The sequence below is a fragment of the Roseibium sp. genome (assembly GCF_039982295.1).
Lineage (GTDB): Bacteria > Pseudomonadota > Alphaproteobacteria > Rhizobiales > Stappiaceae > Roseibium.
In genome coordinates this window covers 89,367-106,444 of the sequence record NZ_JBDWYP010000092.1, presented here as the reverse complement: position 1 = coordinate 106,444, position 17,078 = coordinate 89,367, and the positions used below count along the sequence as shown (strand labels likewise).

General features: G+C 58.5%; 14 protein-coding genes. 10 read left to right on the top strand and 4 right to left on the bottom strand.

The window, feature by feature from the left end; genetic code table 11:
- Positions 1-3,087, top strand: a complete 3,087-nt coding sequence (locus ABJZ52_RS20705) for an efflux RND transporter permease subunit (RefSeq protein WP_348190788.1) — start codon at positions 1-3, stop codon at positions 3,085-3,087.
- Positions 3,088-3,195: 108 nt separating this feature from the next.
- On the opposite strand, the gene ABJZ52_RS20700 is transcribed toward ABJZ52_RS20705, so the two are convergent.
- From ABJZ52_RS20700 to ABJZ52_RS20690, 3 genes are all read right to left on the bottom strand, one after another.
- Entirely contained in the window at positions 3,196-3,750 is a 555-nt protein-coding gene (locus ABJZ52_RS20700; RefSeq protein WP_348190785.1) for a hypothetical protein, read from the bottom strand.
- 63 nt (positions 3,751-3,813) lie between these two features.
- A complete protein-coding gene (locus ABJZ52_RS20695; RefSeq protein WP_348190783.1) occupies positions 3,814-4,308 on the bottom strand; it encodes an ureidoglycolate lyase in 495 nt (164 codons plus the stop codon).
- Between the two features lie 7 nt (positions 4,309-4,315).
- Positions 4,316-5,137 carry a bifunctional allantoicase/(S)-ureidoglycine aminohydrolase gene (locus ABJZ52_RS20690; RefSeq protein ID WP_348190780.1) on the bottom strand — a complete coding sequence of 274 codons (822 nt, stop codon included), beginning with the start codon at positions 5,135-5,137 and terminating at the stop codon, positions 4,316-4,318.
- Between the two features lie 242 nt (positions 5,138-5,379).
- On the opposite strand from ABJZ52_RS20690, the gene ABJZ52_RS20685 reads away from it, so the two are divergent.
- The 5 genes from ABJZ52_RS20685 to ABJZ52_RS20665 all read left to right on the top strand — a co-directional run bounded on the left by ABJZ52_RS20685 (position 5,380) and on the right by ABJZ52_RS20665 (position 12,545).
- The gene (locus tag ABJZ52_RS20685; RefSeq protein ID WP_348190778.1) at positions 5,380-5,922 is read left to right on the top strand and encodes a hypothetical protein; all 543 of its coding nucleotides are present in this window, start codon (positions 5,380-5,382) and stop codon (positions 5,920-5,922) included.
- Positions 5,837-7,315: a DNA polymerase Y family protein gene (locus ABJZ52_RS20680; RefSeq protein WP_348190776.1), complete on the top strand. Its 1,479-nt coding sequence runs from the start codon at positions 5,837-5,839 to the stop codon at positions 7,313-7,315. Before ABJZ52_RS20685 ends, ABJZ52_RS20680 begins: the two co-directional genes overlap by 86 nt.
- Positions 7,312-10,668 carry an error-prone DNA polymerase gene (locus tag ABJZ52_RS20675; protein ID WP_348190774.1) on the top strand — a complete coding sequence of 1,119 codons (3,357 nt, stop codon included), beginning with the start codon at positions 7,312-7,314 and terminating at the stop codon, positions 10,666-10,668. The genes ABJZ52_RS20680 and ABJZ52_RS20675 overlap by 4 nt, the downstream gene beginning before the upstream one ends.
- Positions 10,669-10,822: 154 nt before the next feature.
- Entirely contained in the window at positions 10,823-11,464 is a 642-nt protein-coding gene (locus ABJZ52_RS20670; RefSeq protein ID WP_348190771.1) for a PEBP family protein, read from the top strand.
- A gap of 73 nt (positions 11,465-11,537) precedes the next feature.
- Complete coding sequence (locus ABJZ52_RS20665) at positions 11,538-12,545, top strand: YHYH protein (RefSeq protein ID WP_348190769.1); 1,008 nt, start codon at positions 11,538-11,540, stop codon at positions 12,543-12,545.
- A gap of 622 nt (positions 12,546-13,167) precedes the next feature.
- Here the strand turns inward: ABJZ52_RS20665 and ABJZ52_RS20660 are convergent.
- Positions 13,168-13,944, bottom strand: a complete 777-nt coding sequence (locus tag ABJZ52_RS20660; RefSeq protein WP_348190766.1) for an IclR family transcriptional regulator — start codon at positions 13,942-13,944, stop codon at positions 13,168-13,170.
- A 155-nt stretch (positions 13,945-14,099) separates the two neighbouring features.
- On the opposite strand from ABJZ52_RS20660, the gene ABJZ52_RS20655 reads away from it, so the two are divergent.
- The 4 genes from ABJZ52_RS20655 to ABJZ52_RS20640 are packed head-to-tail and all read left to right on the top strand — an operon-like array spanning position 14,100 to position 17,072.
- Positions 14,100-14,939: a cyclase family protein gene (locus tag ABJZ52_RS20655; protein ID WP_348190763.1), complete on the top strand. Its 840-nt coding sequence runs from the start codon at positions 14,100-14,102 to the stop codon at positions 14,937-14,939.
- A 59-nt stretch (positions 14,940-14,998) separates the two neighbouring features.
- Complete coding sequence (locus ABJZ52_RS20650) at positions 14,999-15,346, top strand: cupin domain-containing protein (RefSeq protein WP_348190760.1); 348 nt, start codon at positions 14,999-15,001, stop codon at positions 15,344-15,346.
- Positions 15,347-15,375: 29 nt separating this feature from the next.
- Positions 15,376-16,146: an SDR family oxidoreductase gene (locus tag ABJZ52_RS20645; protein WP_348190758.1), complete on the top strand. Its 771-nt coding sequence runs from the start codon at positions 15,376-15,378 to the stop codon at positions 16,144-16,146.
- Positions 16,147-16,148: 2 nt separating this feature from the next.
- Entirely contained in the window at positions 16,149-17,072 is a 924-nt protein-coding gene (locus ABJZ52_RS20640; RefSeq protein WP_348190755.1) for a 3-hydroxyacyl-CoA dehydrogenase family protein, read from the top strand.
- The last annotated feature ends 6 nt before the right edge of the window (positions 17,073-17,078 follow it).

Sequence of the window (17,078 nt, the reverse complement as noted above, 5' to 3'; positions counted from 1 at the left end):
GTGGATATAGCTCGATACTCAATCGAAAAGCCGGTCAACACCTGGATGATCGTGCTCCTGGCGTTTCTGGGGGGGCTTTGGGGCCTCAGCACAGTCGGCCGTCTTGAAGACCCCGCCTTCACCATCAAACAGGCGCAGGTGATCACCGCCTATCCGGGCGCGACGGCGGCCGAAGTCGAGACAGAGGTGACGGAAAAGCTGGAAACCGCAATCCAGCAGATGTCTCAGCTCGACAAGATTACGTCTGTCTCCCAGCCGGGCCTCTCGCGGATCGAGGTGGAAATCAAGCCCACTTACGACGGTTCCGAATTGCCGCAGGTCTGGGATGAATTGCGCCGCAAGGTCAACGACGAAACCCGTAACCTTCCCGACGGGGTCCAGCCGCCGCTGGTCTATGACAGCTTTGGGGACGTCTTCGGACTTTATTACGCCTTTACCGCAGATGGTTATTCGCGACGGGAAATCCGCCAGACCGTCAAGAAGATCCGGCGCGAACTCCTGACTGTGGAAGGCGTCGCCAAGGTCGAGATCGCCGGAGAACCCGAGGACAATATCTATCTGAACATCTCTCAGGAGAAGATGGCCGGCCTCGGCATCTCCCTGACCGATGTTGCAAATGTACTGTCGGCGGAAAACGCCATTCAGACCAATGGGTCGGGCCTTTCCGGCGACAAACGCATCCAGCTTATGACCGCGTCTGCCTTTGACGAATATGGCAGCATCAGGGATCTCATTGTCGGCAAGCCGGGCTCGACAGCGATGATCCGTCTGTCTGATTTCTCGACGCTGGAGTTGGGCGAACCCGAAGAGCCGAACCTGCTGATCCGTCACGACGGCCAGGACGCCGTAACGCTCGGCGTTTCACAGATCGATGGCACCAACATTGTCGACGTTGGTGCGCGGGTGATGGCCAAATTGGCTGAGATAGAAGGCAATCTGCCGCTCGGCATGGAAATCCAGCCGATCTATCAGCAGAACGTCATTGTCGATGACTCGGTCAACGGCTTCATTGTCAACCTTGCCATGTCGGTTGTCATCGTGATCGGGGTGCTCTGCCTCTTCATGGGCTGGCGGGCAAGCCTCGTTGTCGGCACGGTTCTGTTGCTGACCGTGATGGCCACCGTCCTGTTCATGCGTATCTTCACCATCGAGATGGAGCGTATTTCGCTTGGGGCGCTGATCATCGCCATGGGCATGCTGGTCGATAATGCCATCGTGGTTGCCGAAGGCATGATGATCAACATGCAGCGCGGGCAAAAAGCGATTCCGGCGGCAAGTCAGGTGGTGAAGCAGACGAAATGGCCGCTCCTTGGGGCAACGGTCATCGGGATCATGGCCTTTTCCGGCATCGGCCTTTCACCTGATGCGACAGGTGAATTCCTGTTTTCGCTCTTTGCGGTCATCGGTATTTCATTGCTGCTGTCATGGGTCTTCGCGGTTACCGTGACACCGCTTTTCGGTAAGTACTTCTTTCGGACCTCCGAAGCTGGACCGGAACATGATCCCTACAAGGGCATTCTCTACAAGCTCTACCGGGGGCTTCTGGTCGGCTCGCTCCATGCCAGACTGTTGACCATCGCGATCCTGATCGGCGTCACCGTGGCCTGCGTGATCAGCTTCGGCAGCGTGAAACAGGCCTTCTTCCCTGACAGTAATACGCCGATTTTCTATGTGCATTACTGGGCGCCGCAGGGCACCGACATTCGTGCCACCGAGCGCGACCTGAAAGCCATGGAAGCCTTCGTCCTGGCCGACGACCGTGTGGAGACGGTCACGACCTACGCCGGAGGCGGCGCAACAAGGTTCATGCTCACCTATGCACCGGAATCGGCCAATCCTTCCTACGGTCACATGATCATCCGCACGAAGAGCCGTGATGACATCGATCTTCTGGCCATTGAATTGCGCGAACGCTTCTATGCGGATTTCCCGGCGGCCCAGATCATGACCAAAAGACTCGTTTTCGGTCCCGGTGGCGGAGCGAAGATCGAAGCTCGGTTCTCCGGCCCGGATGCGAACGTGCTCAAGGCGCTTGGAGATGAGGCCCAGGCCATTTTCATGAAGCCTGACAACAAGCTGGGTGATGTACGTACTGACTGGCGTCAGCGCGAGCTGGTGGTTCGGCCGCTGTTTGACGAAGATCGCGCACGGATCGCGGGCATCACACGGCAGGATCTGTCCCAGTCCCTGAAGTTTGCGACTGACGGCGTGCAGGCCGGCGGCTACCGCGACGGGGATGAGACCATCCCGATTATCGTGCGCAAGGAGCGCCAGGACGGCGTTTCCACCACCGAGACGATCTACGACACCCTGGTTTGGAGCTCCAGTCAGAGCCGCTATGTGCCCGTGGATCAGGTCGTGTCCGAATTCGTCATGGAGCCGCAGGACACGTTGATCCACCGGCTCGACCGCGTCCGGACACTGACGGTCAAGGCGGAAACAACGGGTACGGAAACCGCGGCATCTGCGCTGGCGCGCGTTCGTCCTCAGATCGAGGCCATGCAGCTTCCTGCCGGGTATGCGTTGGAGTGGGGCGGCGAATACGAAAGCACCAATGATGCGCAGGCATCGCTTGGGGCGCAGCTGCCGCTCGGTTTCCTGATCATGTTGATCATTTCGATCCTCCTGTTCGGATCGGTGCGCCAACCGCTGATCATCTGGCTGATGGTGCCCATGTCGATCAACGGCGTTGCGCTGGCCTTGCTTGGAACGGACACGGCCTTTGGCTTCATGTCGCTGCTCGGCTTCCTGTCCCTCTCGGGCATGTTGATCAAGAACGCCATCGTCCTGCTTGAGGAAATCGACCTTTTGATCAGTGAGGGCCGGGAAAAATACACGGCGATCGTCGATGCCAGCGTGTCGCGTATGCGCCCGGTCATGCTGGCGGCGATCACCACCATCCTCGGCATGGCACCACTGCTCTACGACGCGTTCTTCCGCGGCATGGCTGTGACCATCATGGGTGGCCTGGCCTTCGCCACGGTTCTGACCCTGATTGCGACACCGGTGCTCTACGCCTTGTTCTTCCGGGTCCGCCCGCCGAAGAAGGACAAGAAGGTCGCTACGGCGGAAACGGCGCAAGCCTGAGTGATCTGCAGATGAATATGAAAAAGGCGGCCGTTGGGGTCGCCTTTTTATTTGGCTTGAGACGCTTTTAGAGGGTCAGCTTATTTGGCTTGAGACGCTTTTAGAGGGTCAGCGGGCCGACCAGACCACGGGATAGTCCTGTGGTGGCGCATAGTCGCCCGAGCATTCAGGTTTTTCTCGGCGTTCAATCAGAGTGTAGGCCGTACCATCTTCATTCAGTTCATGGATGTCGAACACGCCGCAATTGGCATCCGGTCCGTAGAAAGAGCTGGTTTGAACGACAAGCCCATTCTTCAGGACTTCCGGGTTGATGGCCGAAGGGTAGGTTTCAGCGCCACTGCCTGGTTCAACGGCAAATGAGAACAGTGTAACGCTGCTGTCCGGCTCGAGCCGCGCCAGGTAGGATTCAATGTTCACGTCGCCGTTCTGACAGGGCACCACATAGAGCGTCGCGCCGTCTGCAAGGTCCAGCTTTTGAAAACCGAAGGCGGGAACGGCATCTTCCAGATAGCAGTCCAGCTGCTCGGTCCCAATCGCAGCGATGGCTGCGGGGAGGTTGGAAACCTCATAACCGCCGTCCTGGGCGTTAACCGCCGAGATCAGACTTGTTGACATACACATGGCCCCGGCAAGAGCCGAGCAGGTGGATCGCAAAGTGTTCATGAAATCAAGTCTCCAGGTGATCGGCAGGCCGTGGTCTGGCCGATGGAAAAGGAAAGAAAATGATCAGCCTTGCGCGACCAAATAAGCCGCGTCGAACCAGACCTCTTCCAGATTGTCCCCCGGGCCAATGCGGTCGACGACGGCAAAGAGGCCAGGTTCTGACAAGGGCGTCAGAACGCCGTGCCAGGTTCCCTTGTGGAAATTGATGCCCTGGCCGGGCGCGGTCATGAAGGCGCGAGGCGTACCCGGCTTTCCATTCTCGTCAGGGCACACGATGACCAGAAACGGCTCGTGGGTCATGGGCAAAAAGGCCTGGCTGCCCAGAGGATGCCGCTCGACCGTCTCCAGACGATAGGGCAGGGTGCGCCTGTCCGACTTGAACAGGCTTATTCCGGCTCGTGCCCCGTCACCTGACAGATCGATGTCGGCCAGATCGTGATAGCGTCCGCAAAGTCCTTGATTGATGACCTTGTCCGGCTCGCCCGTCGCCTCAAGAACGTCTCCGAAAGGGGAAAAGGCCTCTCGTGTCAGGCTTTCAATGGTGATTGTCCTGGACATGCTCAACTCACCGCAGCTTCATGTGGCGGTTGACGTCCTTGTAGAGCAGGTAGCGGAATTTTCCCGGCCCGCCCGCATAACAGGCCTGGGGGCAGAAGGCGCGCAGCCACATGTAGTCGCCGGCCTCCACTTCGACCCAATCCTGGTTGAGCCGGTAGACCGCCTTGCCTTCCAGCACATAGAGCCCGTGTTCCATCACATGCGTTTCGAGAAATGGAATGACGGCGCCAGGTTCAAAGGTGACAATGGTCACATGCATGTCATGGCGAAGGTCTTGCGGGTCGACAAAGCGGCTTGTCGCCCATTTTCCTTCCGTTCCGGCCATGGCCGTTGGTGTGACATCTTTTTCATTGGTGACGAATGCCGTCGGCGCATCGAGGCCTTCGACCTTCTCATAGGCCTTGCGGATCCAGTGAAACTTGACCGGTGCGTCGCTCTCGTTCAGCAGCTGCCAGTCAGTGGCGGGGGGGATATAGGCATAGCCGCCTTCGTCCATCTGGAACACCTTGCCGAACAGGGTCAGGCTCAAGCTTCCCTCGACAACGAAAAGAACGCCTTCTGCCTCAGGATCCGTCTCCGGCTTCTGGCTGCCACCACCGGGCTGAACTTCCATGATGTACTGCGAAAAGGTCTCGGCAAAGCCGGACAAGGGGCGTGAAATCACCCACAGGCGCGTCTTGTCCCAGAACGGCAGAAAGCTTGTCGTGATATCGCGCAAGGTTCCTTTGGGGATCACCGCATAGGCTTCGGTGAACATGGCGCGGTCGGTGAGAAGCTGCGTTTGGGGCGGATGGCCGCCGGTGGGCGCATAATAGGAGCTGTTGCTCATTCCAAGTCCTTGCAACTGGAGACGCATGCCTGACCGGGCGCTACAGCCATGGGTCAGCTTGCGAATTGACGTGATCCGGCAAGATATTACGGAGGCGAGGGCGGCACGTCCAAGCTTTTGTGTCGCTATATAGCAAGGGTACCCTCGTCGATTTATACAGGCTGGAAAAAGAGCCCATTCACTGCCATTTTGTTCTCATGTCCCAAGATCGTTTCACCTCATTTCCCTTGCAAAGAGCCCGCGTGCATGAAGTTTGCGGGCCTTCCGCCTTGAGCTTTGCCGCCATCGCGCTGTCTGCCGCGCAAGGGTCAGCCCTTTGGGTGAGCAAGAACTGGTCGCGGGAAGAGCTTTATCCTGTGGGACTTTCCTCGCTTCTGGATCCCACGCATCTTCTTCTGGCGCGGCCGGGCAACCAGGCCGATGGTCTTGCCGTTGCCGAAGAAGCGCTCAGGAATGAAGCGCTTTCATGTGTCGTGATCGAAATCACCCAGCCACTGGACCTGCGCGAAGGCCGGAGGCTGCAACTGGCCGCCCGGGTGGGGAACACGACAGGGCTTTGCATCGTTCCTGAAGGCATGGGCTCAAACGCAGCCGAGACCCGTTGGCACACCTCGCCGGTGTTTGATCCCGATAGAGAAGACTCGACTCTCATGCATTGGAGTATTATTAAGAACAAAAAGGGAACAAATGGAGCCTGGAATGTTCGGTGGGATCCGCAAACGCGTCGTCTCCATGTGGTTTCCCCGGTTGGCGAGCGACCGGGTTCTAAGGGCGCGTCCGGTTGACGGCCCTTTCGCTCTGACCCTCAACACCAAGAACGCCAACCGGCTGTACTGTCTGAATGCACAAGCCGAGCGGCAGGGGCTGCATCGGGACATGTCCTATTCTGACGCTCGCGCCTTTTGCCCCCAGTTGCAGAGCAGGCCCGCCGATCCGGCGGCCGACATGCGCTTTCTCCAGGCCCTGCAGCGATGGGCCTTGCGCTATTGCCCATGGGTTGGGATGGATGGCATTGACGGTCTCAATCTCGACATCACCGGCTCCGCACATCTGTTTTCGGGTGAGGCGCCGATGCTGGCCGACATGCGCCAGAGGCTCATGCGGGCCGGCGTGTCCGTCCGCCTTGGGCTGGCCGACAGTCGCGGAGCAGCATGGGCGCTGGCCCATCACGGTGAAGGCGTATGCGAGCCGGGCAAGCCATTGGAGACGCTTGGCGCTCTTCCCGTGACAGCGCTGCGTCTGGAGTCGGAGCTGGTCACCAGGCTTCAGCGTCTGGGTCTGCGGACCATTTCCGATCTTGAGACCACGGACCGTGCGCCTCTGGCCCGTCGTTTCGGCCTTACGCTGCTCCGCCGCCTTGACCAGGCTCTCGGGCGCCAGAATGAGGAGATTTCTCCTCTTTCTGATCCTCCTCATTATGGCGTGCGCATGACGATGCCCGAGCCGATCGGGCTGGTTGATGATGTGATGGGTGTGACTGCGCGGTTGCTCGACCGGCTTTGCGACAAGTTGCAGGAAAATGGCGCGGGTGCGCGCATCCTTTGTTTGACCCTGAGCCGGGTTGATCAGGAGGCGCGGACGGTCGAATTGCGGCTGGCGCGCCCGCTGCGTGATGCCCGGCGTATCCTGCCCCTGTTCGCACGCGGGGTTGCAGATGTCGACGCCGGCTACGGCATCGACCGGATACGATTGGAAGCGGTTGAAGTCCTGCCCTTGCCACCCGAGCAGGTCAGCCATGTCGCAAACGTGTGCAAGGACCAGCTCGACGATCTCATGACCCGGATCGGCACGAGGATCGGTCTGGAGAACATTCAACGGTTTCAGCCGGTCGATAGTCATGTGCCGGAACGCGCCTTCGCTGTCGTTCCCGCTGCTTTCAGCGAGGCCAGGGGTGGTTGGACGAGTTTCCGTCCGCGGCCGATCCGCATGTTTCCGCCCGAACCGATCATGGGGCAAGGCAATCGCCCGCCCGAGCGGTTTCGCTGGCGCCGCATGTCGTTCACCACGGCCCGCGCCACGGGACCTGAACGGATCGCTGCCGAGTGGTGGCTGGAAGATGACAATTGGCGCTCCGGCGTTCGCGACTATTGGAAAGTCAACACAAGCCAGGGTCATCGCCTCTGGCTTTTCCACACTCCGCAAAGCCCCGGCTGGTTCGTGCAAGGTGAATTTGCATGAACCTTCATTGTGGCTCGGATCTTCAGAATTTCGGAGGGTTTTCGCAAGGATATGCCGAGCTTTGCGTCACGTCGAACTTCACCTTTCTCACCGGAGCCTCTCATCCTGAAGAGCTGGTTCTGCGCGCGGCCGAACTCGGTCTTGAGGCCATCGCCATCACCGATCGCAACACGCTGGCCGGTGTGGTTCGGGCCTATTCAGCCCTGAAAACCCTCCGAAAGGAGGCTGAAGAGGCGCTGCGCATTCGTTCAACCCATCAGCTCGATCACAGTTCCCGCCAGGAAGCGGGGGTGTCCATCTATCTGCAGCGGCCTGACACTGTACAGTTGCCGAGGCTGATCGTGGGGACCCGTCTGGTGCTGCGTGACAGTCCGGTTGAATGGCTCGCCTTGCCCACGGACAGGGCGGCTTATCACCGGCTCGCGCGCTTGCTCACCCTTGGCAAGCAGCGGGCGGAGAAAGCCGAATGCCATCTTGATCTTGCCGATCTGGAACAGGGTTGCCGGGGCATGATCATGATCGCTCTGCCCCCGCGTGATCTGGCAACCGCCTGCGAACCGGTTCAAAGGCTGCAACGCCGGTTTCCCGGTCATGTCTTTCTTGGCGCAGCGCCCCGTTATGACGGCTCGGACCGGATCTGGTTCGATGCCTGTGCCATGCTGGCCCTCAAGACCTCGGCGCCCATGGTGGCGGTCGGCGATGTGCTCATGCACCGCGGGGCCCGGCGTCAGCTGGCCGATGTCCTGACCTGTATGCGCGAAGGGCTTACCATCGACCGGATCGGCACCCGTGCGCTTCCCAATGCGGAGCGTCGGCTCAAGGGTGAGCCGGATATGGCTCGGCTTTACAGCTCTCATCCGGCCGCGCTGCGACGTACACTTGAGATCGCTGCCCGGTGCAGTTTTGACCTGTCACAGCTCAGCTATGAGTACCCCGACGAGATCTCGAAGGGAGAAGCTCCCCAGGACCGCCTTGAACGGCTGGTGCGCGCGGGTATTGGGCGCCGCTATCCTGACGGCGCCTCGGAACGGGTGTATGAGCTTGTCGACAAGGAACTCGCCCTGGTCGGGGAACTTGGCTATGCGGCGTATTTTCTGACTGTCCACGATATCGTGGCGGAGGCGCGTGCACGCGGCATTCTCTGCCAGGGGCGGGGCTCGGCCGCCAACTCGATCTTGTGTTACCTGCTCGCGATCACCGATGTTTCTCCGGACATGATCGGCATGGTGTTCGAGCGTTTCATCTCGCGCCATCGCGGCGAGCCGCCGGATATCGACGTGGATTTCGAGCATGAGCGGCGCGAGGAAGTCATCCAGTGGATTTACGAAAAATACGGGCGCCATCGCGCCGGGCTTTGCGCCACCGTAATCCACTTTCGCACCCGGGCTGCGATCCGTGAGGTCGGCAAGGTCATGGGCCTCAGCCAGGATGTAACCGCCAGTCTGTCCGGCCAGATCTGGGGACAGTCCAACAAGGGTGCAGATCCGGAACAGGCACGCCAGCTCGGTCTGGACCCGGAAAACCGCCGTCTCGCCCAGACCATTCACCTCATCGGCGAGATCATCGGTTTTCCCCGACATCTGAGCCAGCATGTCGGCGGTTTCATTATCACCCGCGACCGTCTCGACGAACTCTGTCCTATCGAAAACGCGGCCATGGAGGGCCGGACAGTAATCGAATGGGACAAGGATGACATCGATGCCTTGGGAATTTTGAAGATCGACGTCCTGTCTCTGGGCATGCTGACCTGTCTGCGCAAGAGTTTCGAGCTTCTGGCAAGCCATGAGAAGATGGAGCTCACACTCGCAACGGTGCCCCAGGAAGACAAGGCGACCTACGACATGCTGTGCAAGGCCGATGCGGTGGGGGTTTTCCAAGTCGAAAGCCGGGCGCAGATGAACTTCCTGCCACGCATGAAGCCGCGAACGTTTTACGACCTCGTCATCGAGGTGGCGATCGTCCGACCCGGCCCCATTCAAGGCGGTATGGTCAGGCCTTATATCAGGCGGCGGCAGGGATTTGAGAAGCCGGAACCTTTCGGTCCAGCGCTAGCGGAGGTCACCCACAAGACCCTCGGTGTGCCCTTGTTTCAGGAGCAGGCCATGCAGATCGCCGTGGTCGGGGCCGGCTATAGCGCCGAGGAGGCGGACCAGCTCCGCCGCTCTCTGGCCTCCTTTCGCCGCATGGGGACGATTGCCCATCACCGGGATCGTTTCGTCAAGGGCATGCTGGCAAACGGTTATTCCCGGGAGGTTGCAGAGGCCTGCTTTTCCCAGATCGAGGGCTTCGCCGATTATGGCTTTCCCGAAAGCCATGCCGCGGCCTTCGCCATGCTGACCTATGTGTCTTCCTGGCTCAAATGCCGCTATCCCGCGATTTTTGCCTGCGCGCTTTTGAATTCCCAGCCGATGGGGTTTTATGCTCCGGCCCAGATCGTGCGGGATGTTCGCGAGCACGGCGTGGAAGTGCGGCCCATTTGCGTGAACAGCAGCGTATGGGACAACACGCTTGAGCGCCGCGCCGATGGATCATGGGCCTTGCGGCTCGGTTTCAGGCAGATCAAGGGCTTTCGGGAAGAAGACGCGGGCTGGATCGTGGCGGCGCGGGGCAACGGCTATCCCGATCCTGAAAGCCTCTGGCTGAGGGCTGGGGTGCTGCCCTCCGTGCTGGAACGGCTCGCAGAGGCGGATGCTTTTATCGGGATGGGGCTCACACGCCGGGACGCGTTTTGGCAGGTGCGGGCGATCCGTGCGCCAAAGCCTCTGCCGCTCTTCTCCGATCCTCTTGATGGAGAAGGAATTCGCGAGCCGAAGGTAGAGCTGCCGGCCATGCATCTGGGGGAGGAGGTGGTCGAGGATTATGTGGCCATGCGGCTCACGCTGCGAGCTCATCCGATGGAGCTTCTGCGTCCCGCCATTTCTGGCCTTACACCCCACGATCAGCTGATCGATGCACCGCTCCAGCGTACCAGCGTCTGCGGCCTCGTCATCACCCGCCAGCGGCCGGGCACGGCCTCCGGCGTGATCTTCCTCACCCTGGAGGATGAGACCGGTGTCTCCAATGTTGTGGTCTGGCCAAGGGTCTATGACCGCTTTCGCCGTATTGTCATGGGCGGGCGCCTGCTGCGCGTCACTGGACGGCTTGAGCGTGAAGGCATCGTTGTTCATCTCATCGCGGATCATATCGAAGACCTGTCTCACCGCCTGGCGGACCTGGGGCATCCTCTGGACGAGGCCATCGGCATCACCCAGCCGCAAGCCGACGAGGCTCCACGCCCGGTTCGTCAGCGCCCCACCGCGCGTCACCCCCGCGAGCAGGCCAAGCACCTCTTTCCCAGCCGTGACTTTCATTAAGGCCCGCCAGCACCTTGCTCACGGAAGTCCGCGCCAGCCCGGTGACGCAAGCAGCCAGGGTTTGCCTTACATTTCGATACACTTATCGACAATCGGCGGCCGTAAAGCTGTGCTAGGCATATCTTAAAGCTAACCAGGCATCAGGATCAGTACCATGAAGCTCGTGACCATCGCAGCCACATTGCTTTCCCTTTCGGCGACTACTCTCGCTGCCGAGCCCTTTTCTGCAGACGTCTGGGCTGACAATTGGTTTGAGATGCGGATCAACGGGACGCAAGTCGCGGAAGACCACGTTCCCATCACAACCGAGCGGTCGTTCAATGCCGAAAGCTTTGAATTCGAGGCCGAGCGGCCTTTCGTCATCGGCTTCATCGCCAAGGACTTCAAGCAGGATGACACTGGTCTTGAGTACATCGGCTCGCGGCGGCAGCAGATGGGCGATGGCGGGATCATCCTTCAGATCAAGAACGCTGCCGGAGAAACGGTGGCGGTCAGCAATTCCGATTGGCAGTGCTTCGTGACCCATACGGCGCCGCTGGACAAGTCCTGCGAGCGCGACAAGAACCCGGTCGCAGGGCAGGGCGCTTGTGGATTTGAGACGAAGGCGGAGCCCGCTGGCTGGGACCAGCCTGGTTTCAATGCCTCAACCTGGCCGCAGGCGGATGTCTATTCCGCGCGCGAGGTCAGCCCAAAGGGCGGTTACGACCGCATCGATTGGGATCCCAATGCCGAACTCATCTGGGGCCCTGATCTTGAGCAAAGCAACACGGTGCTCTGCCGCCTTGAGGTCGAGTAGGCCGTATTCAGGCCAAGTGATCTGCTCGTTCGATGGAACACACAGCGCCGAACGGGTGCTGAAGGAAAGCTCCATGAAACAGAACTCTACCGTCAAAAAAACTGGCGTCTTCGCCTTTCTCCTAGGTTCTGTAACAGCGCTTGTGGCGCCGATCCATGCTCATGAGGATCACACCCTTGATGCACAGACCCGTTGCGATGCAGTGAAAGCCTCGGTTGCAGAGGCCGGTTTTTCCGATCATGTGACGGTCACTTGCAAGGATGGCAAGGTAATCATCTCGTCGGATACCTATCCCGATCATCAGCTGATGACCGGCATCGTCGGCACCAACGAACAAGTGCCGGTTCCCGCCAAGAAGTATGATGCCCCGATCCCGCTGGCTCCGGTTCTAAGCGAGATGCCGCAAACCCGTGACGCAGCACTTGGCGTGGCTGTCAATGGCGTGCCGATTTTCGACTATACTGGCGGAGGGGAGATGACCGAAGAAGATCTCTATCATCACCAGACCCGGCACGACACCTATCAGACACAACAGCTTGATGTCTGTGGAGGCCATGCGGGGCGCGGCGACGACTATCACTATCACGTCAAACCTGTCTGCATGATCGAACAGATGGTCAACGCAGGCGACGACGCCATCATCGGTTGGGCCTTTGACGGATTCCCGATCTATGGCGACAACAATCCGGACGGCACGCCAGTTGTCGAAGGAATGCTGGATGTCTGCAACGGCCAGCCGGACGACCTCTTTGGCTATCGCTACCATACCTCCGAAGACGCTCCCTATATCGTGCAATGTCTGATGGGAGAGGTCGAAGACCTTCGCGACCTTCCGCGCACGGCCCCACTTACCAACTCAGCCACGGGGCGAAGAGCAGAGCCTGGCCGTCCCCCCGCGGGCGGGGTCGAGAGCCTGATCTTTACCCAGGAAGAAGATGGCCGTCGCAGCATGGACTACAGCTACAAGGGCGAAGACTACTATATTCACTATAGTCCGTCTGACGCCGAGGGTTGCTATCTTTTCGAAACCAAGACCGTGACCCACGGCGGCAAGATCAGAACCGGAGAGTTCTGCCGATGAGACCACCATCGCGACTTGCGGCGGGTAAGGTCTTTCCCATGTTTCTGAATTCCATCGCAGGTGCCCCGGCAACGCTCCACCGCGGACGGCTTTGAAAGCCAGCTGGGCCACGGGATTTCAGTCACTTTCTCCTTTGTGACCTGCTATTTGAGCGGATTGAGACATCGCACGGCCGTATCGTGTCGTGCGCAGCAACGCCTGCAAGATGGAGCTGAGGTAGATCAAATTCGAGGGCATAAATTTCGATCACAACTAAACAGCCTAGAACTCCCACGCCCGGAGTAAGCTGGCGCAGATGGTCTTTGGATACGAGCTTCTGCGCCGGGTTCAGACTGCTGGCAAGGCTGTCACGGTCCAAGTCTGCCATCTGGGCGCGCCGCGCAATATACCGCCAAACTCTGGCCCACCTGATAAGAGCTTTTTCTTGATTTTTGGGCAGTTTGTGTCGCTTGCGAGATAGCTGCAGCTCGGAAGAGGAAAGGGGGGAATTGGGAGTTTTAAATATAGCGATGGAGATCTTGCGTGATGCGGGTCCGTTTGTTGCTGTCTATCTAGTTCGATAAAAAGCCAAACTATTTGGATTGATCCAGTGCTTCCCCGTGAAGACGAACCTCCGAAAACTCTAAATCAGCCGCACGATGGAGTTCTTTGCGCCGAGAAGCAATTCAGCAAGACGGTCCTTGAGTTTCCCAAACCGGTGCGACGGAACTGGCACAGAGACCGCGTAGATCTGGCCCATGGGATCCTTGAAGGCAAAGCCGACGGCTGAAATGCCTTCTGTGTGCTCGCACAGATCCCAGCCGATCCCGGTTTGCCGGATGTCCTCGATTTCCTTCAGGAACTCTGACAATGGTTTGGACGGCTCGTCGTTTGAATTCGGGCCGGTTTTCAATTCGCGCGCGGCAATTGAGACAAGAACATCATCTTCCATAAGCGCCAAGGCAGCTTTGCCATTGGCGGTGTCTGTCATTGGAAAGACTTCCCCGACAGCTGATACGGTTCGCAAGCGATGGGAGCCGACAACCTGGTCGACGAAAACCATGTGATCGTCCCGGAAGACCGCGAGATCGACTGTTTCTTTGGTCTCTCTTGAAAGCTCTGTCAGCGTTGGCCCAACCAACTCGGCCATGTTGATGCGGCCCGCCGCGGCAAGAGATTGAATTTCGGACCCGAGCCGGAGACCACCTTCGGCTGAACTCGCCATGACAAGTCGCTCTGAAATCAAAGCATTGACAATTCTTTGTACCGTAGAGCGGGGCAGCTGTACGCGTTCGGCAATCTGTCCAAGACTGAGGCCGGAATTGTCCAGTTTCAAGATTCGCAGAATTTCAGCGGCGCGTGAAATCACCTGAATTCCCTGACTATTCTGCGTTTTCTTGTCCGAAATAACAGCGTTCAAAGTTCTGCCTCCACCCCGATAACTCTGCCGGAAACCCGTGTCGCTCCAGCATATAGGCAAGTTTCACCGACCTGTCGAGGAAATCGCTTGACCGCATTATGATACAACTGTACCGTTTTGCAATACAGATAGGCATTGACCGCCGGGAGGACACTATGACGGTTACAATTCGCGGGATCGATTTCGAAGAGAACCTGAACAATGACATGGGGCTCGAGTTCTATAACCTCAGCCACCGCTACGGTTTTCAGTGCCCGAACTGGCCGTACTTCAAAGATGTGCAGATTGACCGAAAGCACTACATGGCGAAGTCCGGCGTGCTCTCGCAGACCATCACCACGACCATGCATGTCACCACGCATATCGATGCGCCGGCGCATGTGGTTCAGGGGACGCCGTTTATTGATGAAGTGCCGCTGCCGCATTTCTTTGGATCAGGCCTTGTTGTGTCGATTCCCAAGAAGAAATGGGAGCAGATCACCGGTGACGACCTTGAAAAAGCCTGCGGTCACGCCATTCGCAAGAACGATGTCCTGATCATCAACACCGGATGGCACAAGGAATATGAAGACGGCGATTATTTTGCCTATTGCCCGGGCCTCGTCCCTTCGGCCGCGGACTGGATGGTCGAAAAAGGTATCAAGGTTGTCGGTCACGACACCCAGGCAAACGATCATCCGTTGGCAACTGCTATCGGACCGCAACGCAACGGGCCGATCCTTCCGCACCTTGAAGAAGAATATAAGGAATGGTCTGGCGGCCGCGATTGGAAAGACGATTTCCCGGAGTGGGAGCCCGTCCACCAGAAGCTGTTCAGTAACGGCATCCTCGGCATTGAAAACGTTGGCGGCGATCTTGATGCGGTCACGGGCAAGCGCTGCACGTTCGCCTTCTTCCCTTGGAACTGGGATCGCGGCGACGGCTGCATCATTCGTCTGGTTGCAATGCTCGACAAGGGGCAGCAGTACCGGATCGAGGCTGGCGAGGAATTCTAGGATCATAAGCTGCTGCCGGGTTACGGCAGCAGCTCGTGCAAAGCTTGGGAGGAAAGCCGATGCATGTGAAGCGTTTTGAAGACGCGCAGCCCTATGAAGCGCCAAACCACCGCGACGTTGTTGGGCTGCGGCTTCAAGGGTTTGAAGACGGCGGCCCGCAAAACCAATGGGTCGGCCTCAGCCAGTTCCTGCCCGGCGGCGGCGCGGGACCCGATACCACCCCGTTTGAAAAGGTCTACGTGGTTCTGGACGGCGAAATGACTGTCGAGAGCGGTGGGTCTGAAACCGTTTTGCGGAAATACGACAGCTGCACCATCGCGCCGGGTGAAGTTCGGACGTTGGAAAACAGATCCAATCACACCTGCTCGATGCTTGTGGTGATCCCTTACCCGGCGAAGGCAAATTGATGTCTGACAATTGGAAAAATCCTCTTGGCATGTTTGATGTCAAAGACAAGGTCGCCTTGATTACCGGAGTGTCGGGTGCTTTTGGCGCAGTCGCAGCCAAGGCGCTGGCAGGTGCCGGATGCAAACTGGTCCTCGCAGCCGGGAATGAGAAAGCCTTGGCGGAAGTTGCTGCGGAATGCACAGATTTGGGTGCAGATGTTGCTCAACTGGCAATCCGGCCAAGTGATGAAGCAGCTTGCGGTCGTCTCGTTCAACTGGCTGTCGAAGCATTCGGCTCGCTGGATGTTCTTGTCGTTGCCTCGGGCATGAACAAGGTCGCCAAGATTGACGCGCTCACCCCTGATGATTTCGAGGGCGTCATGGATGCCAATGTCACCCAATCTTGGCTTCTGGCTCGTGCTGCATCAAGTCAAATGAAAGCCCAGTCGCGCGGCGGCAAGATCGTGCTTGTCTCTTCAGCGCGCGGACTTCTCGGTCATCCGGCTGGATATACGGCTTATTGCGCCTCCAAGGCCGCAGTCGACGGCATAACAAAAGCACTTGGCTGTGAGCTGGGCGAAGACAACATCACGGTCAATGCCATTGCACCAACCGTGTTTCGGTCTCCCCTGACAGCCTGGATGTTTGAAGACGACGAAAAAGCAAAGGCTTTTCGAGACGGTTTTCTGGCACGCGTCCCCAAGGGACGTTTGGGAGAGCCGGAAGATCTGATCGGTCCGTTGCTCTTCCTGTCATCTCGCGCCTCTGATTTCTACACCGGGCATATCCTTTATGCCGACGGCGGTTACACGGCAGGTTAGAGATGGCAGCAGCACTCAACATATCTGTTCTTGGCGCAGGGTTGATGGGGCATGGTATCTCCCTGACCTTTGCCCGGGCCGGCCATCAGGTAAAAGTCTACGATCCGTTCGCTGAAAGCCTGGACGCGTTGCATGGACGTGTTTCGGCAAGTCTGGAGGCCATGGGTGTTGCCGACGATGAGGCAAATGCTGTTCTGAAACGGATCCATACGGCGCCGCACATTGAAATGTGTGTGACAGATGCCGACTATGTCTTTGAGGCAGCCCCGGAAAAGCCGGACCTCAAAAAGGCATTGTTCAAGGATGCTGAGGCGCATGCGCCATCCAGTGCGATCTTGGCGTCAAACACGTCAGTTATTCCGATAACAACGATCATGTCGGATCTGTCGGACAAGACACGCGCGGTCGGGACACATTGGTGGAACCCGCCCCATATGATCCCGCTGGTTGAAGTCATTCGCACCGAGTGGACTTCCGAACCAACCATCGAAGCGACCGTCGATCTATTGGCCAGCGTGGGCAAAACGCCGGTCCGGGTTGAAAAGGATGTTGCCGGTTTCATCGGCAATCGGCTGCAACACGCCATGTGGCGGGAAGCGATCTACCTCGTTGAAAACGGTGTTTGCACCGCAGAGGCTATCGATCAAGTGGTCAACGCAAGTTTCGGACGCCGCCTGTCTGTGCTGGGGCCACTCGCGAATGCCGATTTGGTCGGCACCGATCTGACCCTCGACATACACGACAATGTTCTGGCCGACTTGGATAGCCGGCCAGCACCTTCCCCTTATCTGCGTGAGCTTGTCGAAGCAGGCAAACTCGGCATGAAAAGTGGTGAGGGTTTCATGAGCTGGACGCCGGAGGAAGCGGAGGAGGTCCGCCAACGCGTTGCAGCTCACCTGCGAAGGCTTGAGACGATCTTGTCATAGCAGAAC

Coding starts and splice junctions, on each gene's coding strand:
- ABJZ52_RS20675 (WP_348190774.1), top strand. CDS start 7,312: ATGAACCTTCATTGTGGCTCGGATCTTCAGAATTTCGGAGGGTTTTCG.
- ABJZ52_RS20670 (WP_348190771.1), top strand. CDS start 10,823: ATGAAGCTCGTGACCATCGCAGCCACATTGCTTTCCCTTTCGGCGACT.
- ABJZ52_RS20690 (WP_348190780.1), bottom strand. CDS start 5,137: ATGAGCAACAGCTCCTATTATGCGCCCACCGGCGGCCATCCGCCCCAA.
- ABJZ52_RS20665 (WP_348190769.1), top strand. CDS start 11,538: ATGAAACAGAACTCTACCGTCAAAAAAACTGGCGTCTTCGCCTTTCTC.
- ABJZ52_RS20700 (WP_348190785.1), bottom strand. CDS start 3,750: ATGAACACTTTGCGATCCACCTGCTCGGCTCTTGCCGGGGCCATGTGT.
- ABJZ52_RS20680 (WP_348190776.1), top strand. CDS start 5,837: ATGTTCGGTGGGATCCGCAAACGCGTCGTCTCCATGTGGTTTCCCCGG.
- ABJZ52_RS20640 (WP_348190755.1), top strand. CDS start 16,149: ATGGCAGCAGCACTCAACATATCTGTTCTTGGCGCAGGGTTGATGGGG.
- ABJZ52_RS20695 (WP_348190783.1), bottom strand. CDS start 4,308: ATGTCCAGGACAATCACCATTGAAAGCCTGACACGAGAGGCCTTTTCC.
- ABJZ52_RS20645 (WP_348190758.1), top strand. CDS start 15,376: ATGTTTGATGTCAAAGACAAGGTCGCCTTGATTACCGGAGTGTCGGGT.
- ABJZ52_RS20650 (WP_348190760.1), top strand. CDS start 14,999: ATGCATGTGAAGCGTTTTGAAGACGCGCAGCCCTATGAAGCGCCAAAC.
- ABJZ52_RS20655 (WP_348190763.1), top strand. CDS start 14,100: ATGACGGTTACAATTCGCGGGATCGATTTCGAAGAGAACCTGAACAAT.